Genomic DNA, 17,800 nt, shown 5'->3' on the forward strand with positions numbered 1-17,800 from the left:
AAACTAACGGTATTTATTTACTTATTTGCTCCAGCTATAGCTTACAATCTCAGCCGGTTTGATCTGATCAGTGACCTTAACATCAACGGGCTCTTCCAGCAGATTGCAGCGCTGTGGAGCAAGCTCGGCGATCGACAGGCGAAGCGGCTGCTCGGTACCGGTCATATTGAAGCCTCTCGTTACGATCTCATCCGAATGCTCTTTGCGCTTGAATGCAGTCAGTGCGAAAGCGTCGCCTTCGATCTTCATGTATTGATGATCGGCGGCATATTGTCCGACATGCTTCGTGGTCTGGTAAGCGCTGAACGGAACCTGGAAGTTCATCGCTTCATGGTAAGTTCTCAGCTTATCCGCTTCATCGCCATGGAATGCAACAGCAAATCTAACGGTATGTTCGCCAAGGCATTGTGCTTCAGGTGTCGGGAAGTAACCCCAGTCGCCAAGCTCACCTACTGCGCGAAGCAGGGTCACTGCAATCGTCCCTCGATCCGACAACACTTCGTACTCATTTAGTCCGAAGTTCGCAACCGTAACGCCGTGCTCATCGTTATGAATATTAACGAAGGAATGCTGATGCTGCGGATTCGTTGGATTTTCCCAAGCCCGATCTACCTTGTTAGGACGCTGTACCACTTCATAGATGCTCTCGGCTTCATGATACGCCGCCTCGATTCCAGTCGGGAACAAGACGCGCAGGCGGTGATCCTTCATTTGGTTGTTATATGAAGTCTCGAATTGCAATTGCTTGCTGCCTTTTTGCAACTTGATCTTGGTTGAAATTTTGAAAATAGCCGTCTCTTTGGAGCGCTGAGCTTTGCGATCACGGAACTCGATTACAGCTTTCATTTCTTCTTCCAAACGTTCATCGGCCGATACTGGAATTTCCAGCTCCTGCTCGACCAGCACTTCTGCGGCGAAGGCATTTGCCGATTGAACGGTAATTTTTGCTTTTTTGCCCGAGGAGAGAATCGCTTGATCTCCGACTGGCTGCTTGAAAATATACTCATTGGCGATATCACCAACATTCTCAAATACCATCAAACCAGTATATTCCTTGCCTGTCTCTTTATTCTGTACATCCAACGAACCGTCCTCTTGAATGGTCACCTTCAGGAATTCATTTTCCAGCAGACGCCCTTGCTCCTTGACGATAGCCTCGTCCGCTTGCAAATCTGCGGCTGCACCTTCTACCAGCGCGAAAGACTCCCAAGCCATAGCAGGCATTTGCTCCATAAACATCCGTACCTTCACATAACGTCCCATATAAGGCTGGCGGAATTTATCCTTAGGGAGATCATAGCCAAAAGTAACACCTTCGTCGATAATTTCAGCCGCAACGGTCTTGCCTTGGGCGTTTACAACGGCAAGCTCCGGAAGCTTGGTCTCCTTCAGCTCATAATAGAGATTGGAAGGCTTCCCTTGTGAGAACGGCTTTCTCGTCCATTCGATCGTTACTTCTGCTACGTCCGTCTTTGCTGAACCCGCCGTATTGAAAATAACGAAAGGCTTCGAGCCTTCTGGGAAAGCGCTGGTATCGATCTGAGCCATCAACGCCTCAGCGGCTTCATCAGCTACGAATTTGCCCACTTCCTTCGCTTTTTGGAAGCGAGTGACCATCTCCTGGTGAACTTCATCGATGCTGCAGCCACAGATGCTATCATGCGGATGGTTCTGCATCAGCGTCTTCCATGCATAACGCAAAGTGTCATGCGGATACTGCTCAGCAGTGGTATAAGCCATCGTTGCCAGCGGCTCTGCGATATTTTCCAGCTGGCGTTCTACTTCGGTGTTCATCTGCTTCAGATAGACACGGGCCGAAGACGTATTAGCCAGCGTATACCAGCCATCGGTCTCTTGGCTCGTCAACTCGCCGGAAACGGTGCTCAATTCTTGCGGCAAGTCCGCTTTCAACGCTGCGATATATTCCTCGAAGCTGCTATGAACGAACTCAATCTCCGGATACAGCTCATTTGCAACGCGAATCGCAGCAGACAAATCCTTCTGTACAGGCTGATGGTCACAGCCATTCATCATCAGCAAATGACCGGTGGAAGCATATTGTGAGGCATCCGCAAGCTTGCGGTCCCAGAACAGCTTGGCTTCTTCCTTGTCTACCGGAATCTCGTTGCCGTTGCTGTACCAGTTAGCGAATAAGAGGCCGAGAATTTTCGAGCCGTCCGGACCTTCCCACCACATTTCAGAATATTGCGAAGCATATTTCTCATCATTGATCACGACATTGTTGAAGCCTGTCGGCTTCACGCCGCGGCCGAAGGCTGCGACATCCAGTCCAGCCTCGCGCATAATTTGCGGTGTCTGTCCCATATTTCCGAACGTATCCGGGAAATAACCAAGCTTGACTGGGGAGCCCCATTTCTTGCTCTCTTCAAAACCGATCAGCATATTGCGCGTGTTAGCTTCGCTGCTGATCAGGAAGTCATCCTGCAAAATATAGAACGGTCCGATTTTAAAGCGTCCTTCACGGATATACTTCTCCAGCAGCGGCTTCTTCTCCGGACGAACCTGCACATAGTCGTCGAGAATAATCGTCTGACCGTCAAGATGGAAGCTCTTGAATTCCGGATCCGTCTCGAACAGTTCCAGCAAATCATCCACAAGCTGAATCAAGCGCATATGGTGCTGCTCATAAGGCAAATACCATTCACGGTCCCAGTGGCTGTGAGATACAATGTATACTTTTTTCATCTTCTGATCGTCTCCCTTGTTTGTACAACCTCATATTTGTTCAAGAATTACTTCTTAGTTGAACCAGTTCTTAGTTGAACTGGTCCTTAGTCTAATCAAGGTTCAAAAAGTCCTATTCTCAATATGAGAAGGTTGGGCTTATTCATTATCCTCTTATTTGTTGATGCTGATGTCGAAATAATCCATGACCAACTCGCAGAACATCATATTCGCCCAAGAGAACCATTCCCTCGTATATTTCGTCGGATCATTCACATCAAAACCTTCATGCATCAGCTTAGTGCCGGCATCACACTCCACCAGCAGATTGAGGATGCGCTCCTTCTCCGCCTTATCGTCAGTTGTCATTCCTTCCATCGCCAGCGCGATAGGCCATACGTAATTCTCCGGCGTATGTGAGCTGCCGATTCCCTTCGCATAACTTCCTTCATAGAAGAACGGATTCTCGGCACTCAGCAAGGTCTTGCGTGTAGCAAGATACATAGGATCATTGCTGTCGCAGTAGCCCAAGTAAGGAGCGGACAACAGATTCGGAACATTCGAATCATCCATAATGCTATAATTTCCTAGACCGTCAACTTCATAAGCGTATACCGTCTCGCCGCTCGCATTGGAAACCTTGGCATGCTTCCGCAAGCCTTGTTCAATATCCTCACGCAGTTTGGTGATCCGTGCGATCAAGGAGTTGTCCTTCAGGATATCTTGGTAAATTTCCCGTAAATAATCGAGAACAACAACTGCAAACATGTTGGATGGAACGAGATAGCCGTAACGGCAAGCATCATCGCTCGGGCGGAAGCCGGACCAGGTCATGCCGGTAGGGGCAACTGGCGATCCCTTGCCGTCTCTGACAAGCGTATCCTCAAGGCGAGTTGTATCACGCACAAAAGTGTATGGCGAGCGGTTATGATCCTGCTCAGTCTCCCATACCTCTAGGACGTTGCGTACCGCTTGTTGGAATGTATCATTGAACTGCGCTGTACGCCCGGTTGACTTCCATAGCAGATAGCTAAGCTGGAGCGGGTAACAAAGCGAGTCGATCTCATACTTGCGCTCCCAGATCCACGGCGTCATTGCTGTATGGTCTGTCTGATGCCCGGCATTATTTCCTTCTTCATTAAAAGCATTGGCATACGGGTCCATGTTAATATATTGGAGCTGACGCTCGACCAGGCCGGCGATCATCTCTTCAAGATCGGCATCCTGCTTGGCAATGACAAGATATGGTCGTACCTGGGCAGTCGAGTCGCGCAGCCACATTGCCGGAATATCCCCGGTCAATAGGAAGGTCGTACCGTCTGGCTGACGCTTAACCGTCGTCAACAGCGTATTGGCGAAGCAGGCGTTAAAGTTCTCGGCCCAACGGGCATGCTCCTGGCCGCATAGCTCTGTAATTTGATCCATAAAGCTTTTGACCGATGCAGGAATTTCATTGTATCCCAAAATATTGGCCTCCTTAGTCTCTATCAAATCATCATTTCATATCCCTGATACGAGTGGTTGATATACCAAATCATCTTCATTTCTTATTTTATGATATACCATATCATTTGTCTAGCGTGTACATCCCTTATTTATTGCCATTAAAAATGGTTATACTACTATAACATCAGCCTATGTATTGCTGAAAAGCCTGTTCTATCGTATATTCTACATAATAACTTCAATTTTGTAGCGTTAACATATTCCTAATTGACATATCAAGCAAATAAATGATATACCAAATTTAGTGAGGAGAAAAATATGGAACAGATTCCACTATATCAACATATCGTCAACACATTGAAAGCAAGGATTGCTTCCGGAGAGCTTCAGCCCGGGGACCAGCTCCCTACCGAAGCGGAGCTCTCTAAAGAGTTCAAAGTGAGCCGGATTACATCCAAGCGGGCATTGACCGAGCTGGAAAATGCCAATTTGATCTACCGGGTACAGGGTAAAGGCAGCTTCGTCCATGCTGACCTACCTCCTCTCCGCCCTCTGCCCCGGATTGGCAAAGAGATTTTGTTCATTCTGCCATTCAGCCATAACCCGGGACTTGGTGATTATGAGAAAGGGATTAATGAATATTTAGCGACGACCGATTATACGTTAAATATTCAATCCAACACTGTGATCGGACAACGCAGGCTGCTGGAGACGGCGCTTCATAACAACCATTCAGGTCTGATCATCTATCCGGTGAGCAGCAGCGAGGATCTCGGCATTTTGTACCAATATTATCAGTCGAAGTTTCCGCTGGTTACGATGGATAAGATCATCGATGGTATTTCGTTCCCTTACGTTGTCTCCGACAATTTTGATGGCGGATACCAAGCCTGCAAGCACCTGATTGAGAACAATCATAAAAGAATCGCCTTTCTCACCCCTTCCCGAATCGAGAAGTCTTCGTCCATCCGGGAGCGTTACTTCGGTTATTTGCAAGCGCTCTACGACAACGGACTGATCGATTATAGCGTGAACGATCTGACAGAACGTTATTTATCCCATGAGGGTGGTGACGGCAAGGAGTACTACAGGGCGTTCATTCAAGCGGTTATGGACAACGGGATTACCGGGATTGTAGCGGAGAATGACCTGATCGCAATTGAGATCATGCAAATCGCCAAGGATACCGGGCTATCGATACCGGATGACTTCTCGATTGTAGGCTTCGACAATATTCATCTATCCAGCTTCGTAGAACCTAAGCTCACGACCATTTCTCAGGATTTTGCACAAATGGGCTATATGGCTGCCAAGAATCTGATTGGGATGCTCGAAGACCCGCAGCGGCCACAGGACAATGTGATCGTTCCGGTTCAACTGATCCGGCGTCAGACCGTGAAGCATCTATAAACGCCTACATCATTCAAATTTGAAGGAGTGTCTATATGCTGCATTATATTGATACCAGACAAGGCACCAACAACAAGCACTCTTATTCGAATGGGAACACACTTCCATATACATCCGTCCCGTTCGGCATGAATCACTTTGCGGTTCAAACTAACGATGAGGGAAGCTGGTTCTTTAACCCGCTGGACCGCGTCTTCCAGGGCTTCCGTCTCACCCACCAACCAAGTCCATGGATGGGGGACTTCGCCCATTTTCTAATGACACCTATTGCAGATGATAAGATTAGGGGCACCGTCTTCACCTGCCAGAGCTCATACCGGCCGGAAGAAGCGGTATTTAAGCCGAACTACGTCAGGGTGAAACAACAGCGCTACAACATTACCAGCGAACTGGTTCCAACATGTTACGGAGCTGCACTGCGCATTCAGTATCATTCTCGCCATCAGGCCGGGCTTGTGCTGAACGTGAAGAACATCAGCGAATGGCATTTGGATGCCGCTAACCGCAGACTCAACGGCTATGTCAGCAATTTTGCCGGCTGCCATGACGATCAATTCCGCATGCACGTAACGATGAGCTTCAATAAAGAGATCGATCCGGACACCTCCGGCTATTACGACGAAGAAGGCAAGCTCTATAGCGAAGCATCGGTCAGCGGTAAGGACCGTCATTTTGTTATCCGCTTCAAGGACTGTGAGACTGATTCCCTTAATGTCAAGCTGGCGACTTCTTTTATTAGCGGTGAGCAAGCTAATTTTAACCTGGAGCGAGAACTGAATTTGTCGATCGATGAGTTGAAAGAGCAAAGCGCCCAGGCCTGGAACCGATATTTGAGCAAAATTCAGGTATCGCACTCCAATGAAGAGTATTTGCGCACCTTCTACACTTGCCTGTATCGCATGTTCTTGTTCCCGCAGAAGTTTTACGAGCTGGATGCCAATATGGAGCCGGTTCATTATGATACCACAGCAAGAACGGTCAAGAAGGGTGTCCTCTATACGAATAACGGCTTCTGGGATACTTATAAGACCGTCTATCCACTCTACTCCATCCTAGCGCCGCAGGAATATGAAGAGATGCTGGAAGGCTATCTGAACTCTTACCGGGAAGCCGGATTCCTGCCGAAATGGTTGTCCCCGGATGAGCGCGGACTGATGCCGGGCACCTTGATCGACGCGGTTATCGCAGATGCCGCAGCCAAGGGAATCGGATTGAACATGATGCCTGAGCTGCTGGAAGCGATGCTGAAAGCGGCGACGACCCAGAGCGAGCAAACTTGCTACGGACGCCAAGGCACACTGGACTATATAAAATACGGTTATGTTCCGAGCAACTATCATGAGAGCGTTAACCATACGCTGGACTACGCTTATAGCGATTATTGCATCAGCCGTGTCGCCGATATACTGGGCAAGTCGGATATCGCCGACAAATACCGCGAGAGCGCGCTGAATTACCGCAATATCTTTGATTCCGAGCTTGGCTTTATGCGGGCCAAAGATCAGAACGGACAATTCCGTCCCGACTTCAACGACACGAGCTGGGGACGGGACTATGCCGAGGGAAGCGCCTGGCAGAACGGCTTCGCTGTATTCCAGGATTTCCAAGGGCTAATCGATGCCTATGGCTCAAAAGAACGCTTCTTCGCTAAGCTCACAGAACTATGTAATAAAGCGCCGGATTTTGATGTGCTCGGCTACGGCTTCGAGATTCACGAGATGAGTGAAATGGCCGCTATCGATTTTGGGCAAGTAGCAATCTCCAATCAGCCAAGCTTCCACATTCCATATCTGTTCAACTATGTCGGACAGCCGGCCTCATCGCAGGTTGTAATCAAACAGATCGTAACGAATCTGTTCAACAGCGGCTTTAATGGATATCCTGGCGACGAGGATAACGGCAGTATGGCCGGCTGGTATGTATTCAGCTCCATGGGCTTCTATCCGGTATCCCCTGGCAGCAACGAGTATGTGCTTGGCATTCCATTATTCGATCAGGTAACGATCGAGCTGCCGAACGGCAAGCAAATGCAAATCCGCACGGATAACAATAATCCGCAGTCCAACTTCGTATCCGGCGTCAAGCTGGCGGGTCAGGATTACACCAAGCTATTTATTACCCATGAAGATATTATGGAAGGCAAGACGCTCGACTTCCGTCTCGGCTTAGCTCCAACTTACCGCGACTACAAGCCGGAAGAGCTTCCTTTCTCGATCTCAAAATAAAACCACACAGGGACAGGCCGCTTCTCTCGGCCTGTCCCTGTTTTATTAAGGCGATTTTGCAGCGTTACCTGCGGCAATCTGTGAGCAATCGCTGCCGTTCTGCTACGCTCGGCAGCGTTCTGCTGCGTTCTGCTGCGTTGTGTTGCCTTTTCTGGTGTTCTGCTGCGTTTTCTGGTGTTCTGCTGCGTTCTGTAGCGTTACCTTTGGCGTTCAGCGGCGTTACCTGCTGCGCTCTTCGGCGCTCTTCCGCCTTCGGGCGCATCTGCGTAACTCCCTCCCGACGAGTTCGTTGGGTCTGAGCTTCTAAAATCCGAAGTTGTGAGGTTCTGAGATATGAACTCCGAAGATCCCAAAGTTCTGGTTTCTGGGGTTCTGAGCATCTGTGAGGTCCCAGAGCAACCTATCCCAATTCTAACGAAACTGACAATCGTTATTTGCCCAAAATACCGCCTCATAATTTTCTAACGAAACGTGGTATCGCTATTTGCCGCCAATCCCGCAGCTTGACCCCTTTTTCGCCCAAATAACGATATGGTGTTTCGTTACATTTCCAGCAGCCTCTTTTTCGCCTAAATAACGTGTCCCAGTTTCGTTAGCTAGCAAATCAAGCGAAAATATTGGCCGCTAGCCGCACCACGTAAACGCCCCGCACGTCTCCAAGTCTCCAATATGTCTTAACCATTTTCTAACGAAACTGACAATCGTTATTTGCCCAAAATACCGCCTCATAATCCTCTAACGAAACGTGGTATCGCTATTTGCCGCCAATCCCGCAGATTGACCCCTTTTTCGCCCAAATAACGGTATGGTGTTTCGTTACATTTTCAGCAGCCTCTTTTCCTCCTAAATAACGTGTCCCAGTTTCGTTAGCTAGCAAATGAAGCGAAAATATTGACCGCTAGCCGCGCCACGCAAACGCTCCGCACCATCCCCCAATATGCCACCAATCGTGGTTTCGCATAACAATAATAACCATAGGGACGGGGACGACTACAGGAAACCTGATAACCAACCGACGGTTACTCTTTGCCCGAGAGCGTCTTCCTATATTTTAGCGGTGAGAGCCCTGTTGCCTCTTTGAATAGATGATGGAACGTCTTCACACTGCCGAAGCCCGAAGCTTCCGCGACGTCAGCCATCGATCCCTCCTCGGTTAAAAGCAGCCATTTCGCCTTATTCAGGCGGTACTCATTCAGAAATGTAATGAAATTCTTCCCGGTATTTTTCTTGAACAGCCTGCTGAAATAGAACGGATCAAAGCCCATATATTCAGCCACTTCCTTCAGCGTCACCGATTCCTGATAATGCTCCTCCACATAGGAGAAGACCCGCTCCAGCTGCTCCAGTGTCTCACGGGACCGGATATTTCCGTTGCTGGCGTACTTGGCCATTTCATTACGGGGGATATCCCTGAAAATCATCGGCAGCATCTCAAATAACCGCGCCTTAACCATATACATATAGCCTTCCCGGCGCGAAACATTCTCCTCGTGCATATCCTCCACCAGGACGCGCATCCGCTCCATTACAGGGTCGGGCCATTTCCAGCTCGAATGCTCCATCTTCATAAAGGAATCGCTAATCGATTTCTTCCGCTCCGCATCGGTGGAGGAATCATAGAACAAGCTCAGATCAAATTGAATGACGATCCGTTCCCCCTCCGGTGCAGCCAGAAAATAATGGACGTCCCCGCCGGCAATGAACTGAATCTGTCCAGCATGCATCCGGATCGGAACATCGTTAATTCCCAGCTCCAGGCTGCCCTTCGTCACATATATAATTTCTATTTCTTTGTGCCAATGTGGATAACATAACCCTGCCCCAGAGTTAACAAAGCTCCTGAAGGAAAAGTCCTTATTCAACTCCGGGAGTTCCAAATAAATGCTCACATTCATCCCTCGTAGTCTTCGGTTGTCTTGTACTCACTGACTATATTAGACAATCTGGTATGGGTTGTAAACCTGCGCAAAAAAGGACGGTGCCTCCGTTATTCGCACGAGGCCCGTCCTTCATTTTCTTTTGTTATAGAGATTTGATACTACTCACTCACTAATTCTTCTTGCTTACCTGCTCCAACGCCTCGGAATGACCGTAGACCGGATAAGCGCGCTTCACAGGTTCGCACCAGCGGACTCCGTTAATGATAACCTGCTGAATATCCGGGTGGTAATACGTCGGATACGTCTCATGGCCAGGCTGGAAGTAGAAAATCTTCCCGTTGCCGCGGCGATAAGTCGAACCGCTCGGGAATACATTGCCGCCTTCAAACCAGCCGACAAAGATCAGCTCATCTGGCGCCGGCACATCGAAATGAGTACCATACATTTCTTCCTGCTCCAGCTCGATATATTCGCCAATGCCTTCCGCAATCGGATGGCTCGGATCCATAACCCACAGACGCTCACGCTCATTCGCCTCGCGCCATTTCAAGTCGCAGCTCGTGCCCATCAGCTTCATGAAGATTTTCGACATATGCGCCGAATGCAGTACGACAAGTCCCATTCCGCGCAGGACATGGCGATGCACCCGTTCTACAACCTCATCGCTTACTTCTTGGTGGGCGACATGTCCCCACCAGATCAATACGTCAGTATCGTTAAGCACTTCCTCCGTCAGGCCGTGCTCCGGCTCATCCAGTATTGCTGTCTTCACGTCCATACCCGCTTCCTTCAAGAAGCTGGCCAGTTGCCCGTGAATTCCTTCCGGGTATACCTCGCGAACCTTAGCGTCCGTCTGCTCATGACGATATTCATTCCATACCGTTACTCTTGTCATATTCGTATTCCTCCCGCTTCCTGCTCATTTAGCCCAGAATGTCTTTTTATATGTTTAGAGAGATTGTTCAAAAAGCCCGTTTCTGTTAATAAGCCAATCGAAGTTATTCAAGGCTTAGCGACCGCGATCCTAAGGTACGTTTTCTTGCGATATAGAATTTCATCAGCTCCCGCTGATAACGAATAAATTCCATACTCTAACACGAAGATTTACCAGGCGGCAACTCGGCATTGATCCTTAAATTCAACCGGGCCTAAGCAGATACTTTCGAAGGCATATTGCCTACGGTAACATCTCAGGTACTCACGTACCCTCTACCAGCAACTGCCTGTCGAGGTCGTTTTCTTCGAAAACGGGTAGCTTCGCTCCCTAGACCCTGGCTTCATCCAACAACAGAACTGTTCTGCAAAAACGCACATCGGAAGTCTCAGCTTCGGTGCTGAAAATCGACCTTTTTGAACTCCATTTATATGTCTATCATACCTAACGACCAGGCTGTTTTCTTCCTACGGTTTGTTCTATTATTCCTGAATTTTGTCTTCCAAATATTTACTGTTCCAATGGGCAGTGTCCATAAGGAAGCAGCTACCGAACACTAAAATAACGAGATAGATAGCCAACAGACAATGTATAGTCCTAAGAAATAAAGGAAAATTGAACAACAGATATATTTGAATTGGAGGGCAAATATTATGCCGAAAAGAGAACGGAATTTACGGCTTCATATCATGGTAACACATGAAGAATTAGCCGCCATACGGGAACGTATGGCAGAGGTGAACAGTCAAAATCAGAGTGCCTTTATCCGCAAGTTGGCCCTTTAACAGTATTCAGGGCTCTTAGACCACTTTGCAAAGTTGGTTGTACTTTAGGACTTCGAGCCAAGTCGGCCCGAAGTCAAATAAGGAATGAGCGACAGCGAAATGACGCAACTTAGGCCGGGTTTGGGGTGGCTACCCCAACAAGCAATTTTGAGATTTGACCGGAAGGGAAAAGCCTCAAAATGTGCAAGTGTGTGCACACTTGCCCTGCTTGCTGATTTAGCAAAACTCTTATGATCTTCAAAAAAAGCCTTGACATGGAGTGCACTCCATTGGGATATGTTAAATAGTAGGAAAGGTGGTGTAACGATGTATTCTGCTGGTGAAGTGGCAAAAAAATTAGGGCTTTCAAAGGATGGCCTTCGATATTATGAAAAAGAAGGTCTACTGCCCCCAATTAAGAGAGATGCTTCTGGCTATCGTTCTTACAGTGAGGCAGATGTTGAATGGATATTCCTTATTCGTTGTTTGCGAGACACAGATATGCCCATATTCAAAATCAAACAATATGTATCTCTTCTTATGCAAGGAGAGAATAATTCTATTCCAGAGCGTAGGGCAATACTCAAAGACCATCAAAAATTTATCGAAGAAAAGATTAGCATATATCAAATGCTTGCACGGTTGATTGATAAAAAAATCGCCTTTTATGATGAAGCTCTTAATAATTCTAATGCAAAATGTGTTGATTATGCAGAAGAATGGAACCATTTTAGGGAGGTTTTGGGAGGTATTAAGCATGACTAAATATGCAGTAGTAACAGGTTCCACCAGTGGCATTGGCAAAGCCTTTGCCGAAAAACTGGCAAAAGAAAAATACAATCTTATTCTTGTATCCCGAGATGAGAGTAAACTGTTGAATCAGCAAACGATGATATCCAAAGAATATGATGTCGTAGTGTATACTATCGCCATTGACCTTACGGAACGGGGTGCAGCCAAAAGGGTATATACGGAGGTTACACAGCGCAGGCTTGTGGTGGAGATATTAATAAACAATGCGGGCTTTAACGAGTGTGGTACATTTCTTGAAACTGACATTGAAAAGGAAGTGGCTATGATTCAGCTTCATTCAATATGTACCACTGAATTGATGAAGTTTTTCTTACCGTCTATGGTAGAAAAGAAATATGGTCGTATTATCAATTTAGGCTCAACCGGCTCTTATATGGCTTGTCCCAATGATGCTGTATATGCAGCCACTAAAGCCTATATTTTACAATTGTCAAAAGGTATTAATGCAGAACTCAAAGGAACTGGCGTTGTAGTCACAACGCTTTGCCCCGGCTCTACCAAAACCGCTTTTGCATCCAAAGCAGGGATGGAGAGTACTTTACTGTTTACACTTTTTGTCATGGAACCGGAGACCGTAGCGGACATTGGTTATCGTGCTATGCTCAAAGGCCGCACTTCTATAATTGTGGGCTTGTATAATAAACTACTGGTGTTTACATCAAAAATAACACCCTCTACCATTCTAAATTCACTGACACAAAAAATGCTAACGAAATCTTAGATACATGGTTTGTAACTGACTTCGGGCCAACTTGGCTTGAAGCCCACCATAATGAAATATGACAAAAACACTCACCGCTTATGCGGAAAAGAAAAAACCGTTATTCGGTGGGTGGATAGCTATGCCATAAAAAATGTATTACCGCCGCGGTAAGCGCTGCCGACAAATTAATTGTTGTCATGTGACTTCCTCCATTCGATTTTTAGGGGTTCGGGTTGCTAAAATCGAATGGGGTACGGCGGGGAACTCTGCAAGGGTCGGCGATGGAACCTATGTATCGAACAATAGCTGGAATGTTCTAATCAAGAACAATCATCCGGATTGGGAGAAGCACATCTCCTGCAGCATTTATGAACCGAATTTCCGGACAATCCAGCTTATTAATGAATATGGGCAGCGGGAGGATATCATCCGGCTAGGAACCGGTGAGCAGTCCCCGAAACTGCTGCCAACGGCCGCCTTACAGCGCTCTTTGCAGAACATCCCGCTTACCTCCCGGGATCTCGGTTACTCCGAACCAAAGGGGAGCAGACAGCTTCGTCATGCTCTCAGCCGATATGCCATCAAGAGAGGAATTCAAGTCACCCCAGACAGTATCATGATCGTGTCGGGCGCGCTACAGGCTCTGCAGTTGATTTCACTAGATTTGCTGGAGCCGGGCTCAACCGTTTTTCAAGAATCCCCTTCTTATTTGAATTCAGTTCGTCCTTTTCAGTCTGCTGGAATGAGGATCATCTCCCTCGATAAGGGGAACTATATCCGGCTTTCTTATGCATACGCCAGCTTCGAACAGTTGGAGACAGGTCTGAACCTTTTATATGAAGCGATTGTGGAAGGAAAATAACCGCAGGGAAGCGCCTAACGATTCACCGTATTCTTTACAATGCATCTTCAGACGCTCCCCCTTGGATGTTGCAGTGCTATTTAAGCGGGCCTATGCCAAACCAATGTCTATTGAAGTAGCCTGCAGTGTGACCTAATATCGTTCGCCAGCTGTTCAGGAGCTTCGCTCCCCAAGACGATTTTATCGAATTCAGCTCCGTCGAGGTTGAGAATTACAATTTTATGCGCATCATGATAGGCCAGAAAATATTTCTCCCTCTGGATCACAAAGCTTCCGGCTTTATAATTATTTGTCGTAATCCCTGTTCTTTTTACCGCAGTCCATGGGAACTCGAAGCTGCCCGGTTGTACATCCACGATTGAAGCATAAGGGATTTTAATCTCTTTTTTCAAAATAGCTGCCACTTCCAGACCTGAAATATTTACGATTAATTCACGGTCACCCAAAACAACTTGCACACTCATCATGATCTCCTCCTCTTTATGATTGCTCGGATTTTTGCGGAATGAACATGCCGGCAAAGAGACGTGTCTTCCGCTCCGACGAAGGCTTGTTATCCAATACCTTCTCAAGGCATTGGTTAACGGATTGAACCAGCTCTATAAATTCTTCGTCGCTCACATGAATCGGTGTGGACCAGTATCCAAACCCTTCTTCTTTGTATTTCTCAGGTGACGTATTCGCCAGATACGTGATAGCCAGCTGCAGCAAATTACTGTGAAATACGGAAAAATAACGAATGTGATCCTCAATTGAGGTCGATTCGATTTCCCCTTCGGGAACCTTCAGGTTACCTTCTCTTACTGAAAATAGACGCTCCTCCGTCCCCTTCACCTTTTGCGTGTCAGCAATCTCGATTAACTCCGCCTTGAGCAGAAGATTGACATGCCGGTATAAAGTAGCCTGAGGAACATCGCCAAGCGCTTCGGTCAGTTGGGCTATCGTTAACGGTTTACCTAACAGCAATTGTTGTACAATGCGCATACGCACGGGATGAAGCAGTACATCGGCCTTTTTAGTCATCGCTATGCCCCTTATTAATCATTATCATTTTATAAAATGATAATAACATTGTTTTCCGTAATCGTAAATAGAACAGTTTTAGTTCATCCGCCATTTATGTAATAATGATCATAACCTATGTACATTGGGGTGAGAGAAATGGTCAGACGGAGATAGGTAGCCTCCTGAAATGATTGGTTTACGGTTTTAGGAGGCTATCTTAATTTATAGGAGATGTATGTATGATGAGACAAAATAAATATGATGACGTAAATTTCTTTTCGGCTTACGGTAAAATGCTTCGTTCCGAAAAAGGGCTTGAAGGGGCCGGCGAATGGCATGTATTTAAAGAAATGCTGCCTGAGCTGCAAAATAAAACGGTGCTTGACTTAGGTTGCGGCTTCGGTTGGCATTGCCGTTATGCTCGCGAACAACAAGCAAGCTCTGTGATCGGAGTAGATATATCTGCGAAAATGCTGCAAAAAGCCGATGAAATGACGGATGACCCTGCAATTTCTTATATGAAAATGCCTATAGAGAATATCCGCTTCTCCGCTTCGCAATTTGATGTTGTCCTTAGCTCTTTGGCTTTTCACTACATCCAGTCTTTTGATGCACTCTGCAGCAAAGTTTATGCCTGTCTCAAACCGGGAGGTTCTTTTTTGTTTTCCGTAGAACATCCTATCTTCACTTCTCGCAACGAGCAGGACTGGTATTACGATGACCGCGGGAATCGTCTTCATTGGCCCGTGGATCGGTACCAATTTGAGGGGCTGCGGAACACTACATTTCTTAATGAAGATGTTATCAAATATCATCGAACGGTTTCGACTTATATGAACGACTTGATTCATGCCGGGTTTATGTTGCGGGAGGTCCAGGAACCCGTTCCATCCGAAGAAATGCTCAGCAGCATTCCCGATATGAAGGATGAACTCCGCAGACCGATGTTCCTGATGATTTTGGCTGAGAAATAAGCTGCCGCACTATACACAAAGGGAGGCCCGAACCAGGGCTTCCCTTCTTAACCTTTGATCCCGTTTTCTAACGAAACAGGAGATCGCTATTTGCACCAAAAAGTGCTGTTGGGAATTTTAACGAAACGGTGGATCGTTATTTTGCCACTTTCATGGTTTTTTGATCAAATGGAACACAAATAACGTTATGGTGTTTCGTTAGATTTAAATTAATGCTGTTTTTGCGAAAATAACGATATGGAGTTTCGTTAGAACTACAGAACCAAGTGGATCACTACAACTTGCTGCCTACACTGCTCAAGAAAAACTTCAGCGTATCCTCTCTTTGCGGCAAGAGGGCCTTCACCTTCTGCTCGGAATGGGCCAGCAGATCAGAGAGCTGCAGCTCCAGCAACGGAAGTACCAGATCTATACCTATTTTTCCGGTAATATCGTCTATGCTCTCCTGGATCGGGAACAATTCAGTATCATGGTATTTGACCAGCATACCAACCTCCCGCCGAATCGTATCGTCGAAGTCCAGACGCTGCAGGATGAAATCCCCCAGAATAACGCTAATCTCTTCATGCCCCTTGAAGCTGTCCACTCCATCCCGTGTAACCTTGGTATACGGCTTGCCGATATCATGGAATAATGCCGCTAGCTTCAGAGCAAGATCCTTCCTCACTCCATCCACTACCTCGTAAGTATGAAGAAGCACAGACAGTCGATGCGCCGGCATATGCTGCTCACAATCTTTGCAGACGATAAGTTCTGGAAGGATCGACAGCAATTCCTCTTCCGCTGAGGCTACGTCCTCATTCGTTAGCAGAATGGTCTCTAACCGTTCTCTCAAGCTTTTTTCCAATCTCTCCAACCCCTTTTTATGCTATAAAAAATTTATAGTTGTCTATTGTTTTCTCTGTACAATGTCCTGCTTCGTCTCATTCACAATCAACTGAAAAACATCCGGACGGCTATAATGCCCCACCGGATCGAAGTCAAACCGGCTCTGTACGACCTCGGAGGGATCCAGCGTTGCCACGAGCATGCCCTCCTGGTTATAGAGCGGCTCCGCAACATATTCCCCTAACGGTCCCACAATTGCGCTCCCCCCTCTACTAAGCACTTCGGGATCCTGCTCGATATCCGGATAACAGGCCAGGTCCGCGGGGTAGGATTCCCTGGTTGCGAACTGATTACAGGAGAGGACAAAGCAGCGGCCTTCGCAAGCAATATGGCGAATTGTCGACTGCCATGAATCCCGTGCATCCGCCGTCGGGGCTACATAGATATCGATCCCCTGCGCATACATCGCTGTTCGGGCTAGCGGCATATAATTCTCCCAGCAGATCAACCCACCTACCCTGCCAAAGGGGGTATCGATCACGGTTAATGTGCTGCCGTCGCCTTGCCCCCATAGCAGCCGTTCGGAGCCGGTAGGAACCAGCTTGCGATGCTTGCCCAGCAGTTCCCCGTCAGGCCCGATATAGATCATCGTATTAAATAAAGTTCCCGTACTGAACTCCTGATCGCGCTCCACAACACCGATAACAAGATGAACCCCCAATTCCCTGGCCAAATCCCCAATCTGCTTCGTCTCATTACCAGGAACATCAATGGCGCTGGACCAATAGCGTTCCCAATCTTTTCGCCCCTCGGGTGTACGGCTTCCGACGCGTGCTCCGAAGCTCAGACCGCGCGGGTATCCCGGCAGGAACACTTCAGGGAAGACGATCAGCTCCGCTCCCTGTTCAGCTGCTTCCTTCATCATCACAGCGATCTTGTCCAAGGCCGACTGCTTATTGAACAAGATGGGGGCGGCTTGAACGACTGCTACTTTCACCTGCTGATTTCTCACTTTATCATCCCTCTCTATGATCGATTCCGGCAATACATGGAGGTATCTTATCGAACCCTGAACCCTATCATAAAAGAGAGTGGACTAAATTAAACCATCCAATAGACCATAAATTGTAACCATCCACTTTTATGTTTGTGCAGCCATCCATTTGTTTATATATCGAAAAACACTTATTTATTTGGTCTATTCGATCAAAATGTTATAGTGATACTACTAACCTATTTAATATGTGTTCAAAAAGTTCTGTTTCAGTATC

At 47.2% G+C, this 17,800-nt stretch carries 15 protein-coding genes; 7 read left to right on the forward strand and 8 right to left on the reverse strand.

All coding sequences use genetic code 11. From position 1 onward, the window contains the following. Nucleotides 1-21 precede the first annotated feature (21 nt). Complete coding sequence (locus tag DMN77_RS15800) at nucleotides 22-2,706, reverse strand: alpha-mannosidase (RefSeq protein ID WP_179015644.1); 2,685 nt, start codon at nucleotides 2,704-2,706, stop codon at nucleotides 22-24. 153 nt (nucleotides 2,707-2,859) lie between these two features. After that, nucleotides 2,860-4,149 carry a glycoside hydrolase family 125 protein gene (locus DMN77_RS15805; RefSeq protein ID WP_179015645.1) on the reverse strand — a complete coding sequence of 430 codons (1,290 nt, stop codon included), beginning with the start codon at nucleotides 4,147-4,149 and terminating at the stop codon, nucleotides 2,860-2,862. A 300-nt stretch (nucleotides 4,150-4,449) separates the two neighbouring features. On the opposite strand from DMN77_RS15805, the gene DMN77_RS15810 reads away from it, so the two are divergent. Beyond that, the gene (locus tag DMN77_RS15810; RefSeq protein WP_068780579.1) at nucleotides 4,450-5,541 is read left to right on the forward strand and encodes a GntR family transcriptional regulator; all 1,092 of its coding nucleotides are present in this window, start codon (nucleotides 4,450-4,452) and stop codon (nucleotides 5,539-5,541) included. 35 nt (nucleotides 5,542-5,576) lie between these two features. Then, a complete protein-coding gene (locus tag DMN77_RS15815) occupies nucleotides 5,577-7,766 on the forward strand; it encodes a GH92 family glycosyl hydrolase (RefSeq protein ID WP_179015646.1) in 2,190 nt (729 codons plus the stop codon). A 1,019-nt stretch (nucleotides 7,767-8,785) separates the two neighbouring features. Here DMN77_RS15815 and DMN77_RS15820 read toward each other — a convergent pair. Further along, complete coding sequence (locus tag DMN77_RS15820) at nucleotides 8,786-9,655, reverse strand: AraC family transcriptional regulator (protein WP_179015647.1); 870 nt, start codon at nucleotides 9,653-9,655, stop codon at nucleotides 8,786-8,788. Between the two features lie 160 nt (nucleotides 9,656-9,815). After that, complete coding sequence (locus tag DMN77_RS15825) at nucleotides 9,816-10,541, reverse strand: ThuA domain-containing protein (RefSeq protein WP_068780576.1); 726 nt, start codon at nucleotides 10,539-10,541, stop codon at nucleotides 9,816-9,818. A 692-nt stretch (nucleotides 10,542-11,233) separates the two neighbouring features. Between DMN77_RS15825 and DMN77_RS23975 the strand changes: the two genes are divergently transcribed. From DMN77_RS23975 to DMN77_RS15840, 4 genes are all read left to right on the forward strand, one after another. Further along, nucleotides 11,234-11,365 carry a hypothetical protein gene (locus tag DMN77_RS23975; RefSeq protein WP_256872427.1) on the forward strand — a complete coding sequence of 44 codons (132 nt, stop codon included), beginning with the start codon at nucleotides 11,234-11,236 and terminating at the stop codon, nucleotides 11,363-11,365. A 306-nt stretch (nucleotides 11,366-11,671) separates the two neighbouring features. Then, complete coding sequence (locus DMN77_RS15830) at nucleotides 11,672-12,109, forward strand: MerR family transcriptional regulator (protein WP_179015648.1); 438 nt, start codon at nucleotides 11,672-11,674, stop codon at nucleotides 12,107-12,109. Next, a complete protein-coding gene (locus DMN77_RS15835) occupies nucleotides 12,102-12,878 on the forward strand; it encodes an SDR family NAD(P)-dependent oxidoreductase (protein ID WP_179015649.1) in 777 nt (258 codons plus the stop codon). The genes DMN77_RS15830 and DMN77_RS15835 overlap by 8 nt, the downstream gene beginning before the upstream one ends. Before the next feature lie 181 nt (nucleotides 12,879-13,059). Next, nucleotides 13,060-13,722 carry an aminotransferase-like domain-containing protein gene (locus DMN77_RS15840; protein ID WP_372776025.1) on the forward strand — a complete coding sequence of 221 codons (663 nt, stop codon included), beginning with the start codon at nucleotides 13,060-13,062 and terminating at the stop codon, nucleotides 13,720-13,722. A 107-nt stretch (nucleotides 13,723-13,829) separates the two neighbouring features. Here DMN77_RS15840 and DMN77_RS15845 read toward each other — a convergent pair whose 3' ends face one another. Next, nucleotides 13,830-14,189: a PH domain-containing protein gene (locus DMN77_RS15845; protein WP_179015651.1), complete on the reverse strand. Its 360-nt coding sequence runs from the start codon at nucleotides 14,187-14,189 to the stop codon at nucleotides 13,830-13,832. Nucleotides 14,190-14,202: 13 nt separating this feature from the next. Next, entirely contained in the window at nucleotides 14,203-14,745 is a 543-nt protein-coding gene (locus DMN77_RS15850) for a helix-turn-helix domain-containing protein (RefSeq protein WP_179015652.1), read from the reverse strand. A gap of 224 nt (nucleotides 14,746-14,969) precedes the next feature. Between DMN77_RS15850 and DMN77_RS15855 the strand changes: the two genes are divergently transcribed. Further along, nucleotides 14,970-15,701: a class I SAM-dependent methyltransferase gene (locus DMN77_RS15855; protein ID WP_179015699.1), complete on the forward strand. Its 732-nt coding sequence runs from the start codon at nucleotides 14,970-14,972 to the stop codon at nucleotides 15,699-15,701. Between the two features lie 274 nt (nucleotides 15,702-15,975). Here the strand turns inward: DMN77_RS15855 and DMN77_RS15860 are convergent, their stop codons facing one another. Both DMN77_RS15860 and DMN77_RS15865 read right to left on the reverse strand, forming a co-directional pair. Beyond that, nucleotides 15,976-16,548, reverse strand: a complete 573-nt coding sequence (locus DMN77_RS15860; RefSeq protein ID WP_068780570.1) for an HDIG domain-containing metalloprotein — start codon at nucleotides 16,546-16,548, stop codon at nucleotides 15,976-15,978. 42 nt (nucleotides 16,549-16,590) lie between these two features. Continuing rightward, nucleotides 16,591-17,541, reverse strand: coding sequence for a carbon-nitrogen hydrolase family protein (locus tag DMN77_RS15865; RefSeq protein WP_179015653.1), 951 nt, complete (start codon nucleotides 17,539-17,541; stop codon nucleotides 16,591-16,593). Between the last annotated feature and the right edge of the window lie 259 nt (nucleotides 17,542-17,800).

The organism is Paenibacillus sp. 79R4, assembly GCF_013393165.1.
In the GTDB taxonomy this organism is placed as follows: domain Bacteria; phylum Bacillota; class Bacilli; order Paenibacillales; family Paenibacillaceae; genus Fontibacillus.

What these genes read in the sequence shown, in the direction of transcription:
- DMN77_RS15800 (WP_179015644.1), bottom strand. Translation starts at nt 2,706, where the DNA reads ATGAAAAAAGTATACATTGTATCTCACAGCCACTGGGACCGTGAATGG.
- DMN77_RS15810 (WP_068780579.1), top strand. Translation starts at nt 4,450, where the DNA reads ATGGAACAGATTCCACTATATCAACATATCGTCAACACATTGAAAGCA.
- DMN77_RS15815 (WP_179015646.1), top strand. Translation starts at nt 5,577, where the DNA reads ATGCTGCATTATATTGATACCAGACAAGGCACCAACAACAAGCACTCT.
- DMN77_RS15825 (WP_068780576.1), bottom strand. Translation starts at nt 10,541, where the DNA reads ATGACAAGAGTAACGGTATGGAATGAATATCGTCATGAGCAGACGGAC.
- DMN77_RS23975 (WP_256872427.1), top strand. Translation starts at nt 11,234, where the DNA reads ATGCCGAAAAGAGAACGGAATTTACGGCTTCATATCATGGTAACACAT.
- DMN77_RS15830 (WP_179015648.1), top strand. Translation starts at nt 11,672, where the DNA reads ATGTATTCTGCTGGTGAAGTGGCAAAAAAATTAGGGCTTTCAAAGGAT.
- DMN77_RS15835 (WP_179015649.1), top strand. Translation starts at nt 12,102, where the DNA reads ATGACTAAATATGCAGTAGTAACAGGTTCCACCAGTGGCATTGGCAAA.
- DMN77_RS15845 (WP_179015651.1), bottom strand. Translation starts at nt 14,189, where the DNA reads ATGATGAGTGTGCAAGTTGTTTTGGGTGACCGTGAATTAATCGTAAAT.
- DMN77_RS15850 (WP_179015652.1), bottom strand. Translation starts at nt 14,745, where the DNA reads ATGACTAAAAAGGCCGATGTACTGCTTCATCCCGTGCGTATGCGCATT.
- DMN77_RS15855 (WP_179015699.1), top strand. Translation starts at nt 14,970, where the DNA reads ATGAGACAAAATAAATATGATGACGTAAATTTCTTTTCGGCTTACGGT.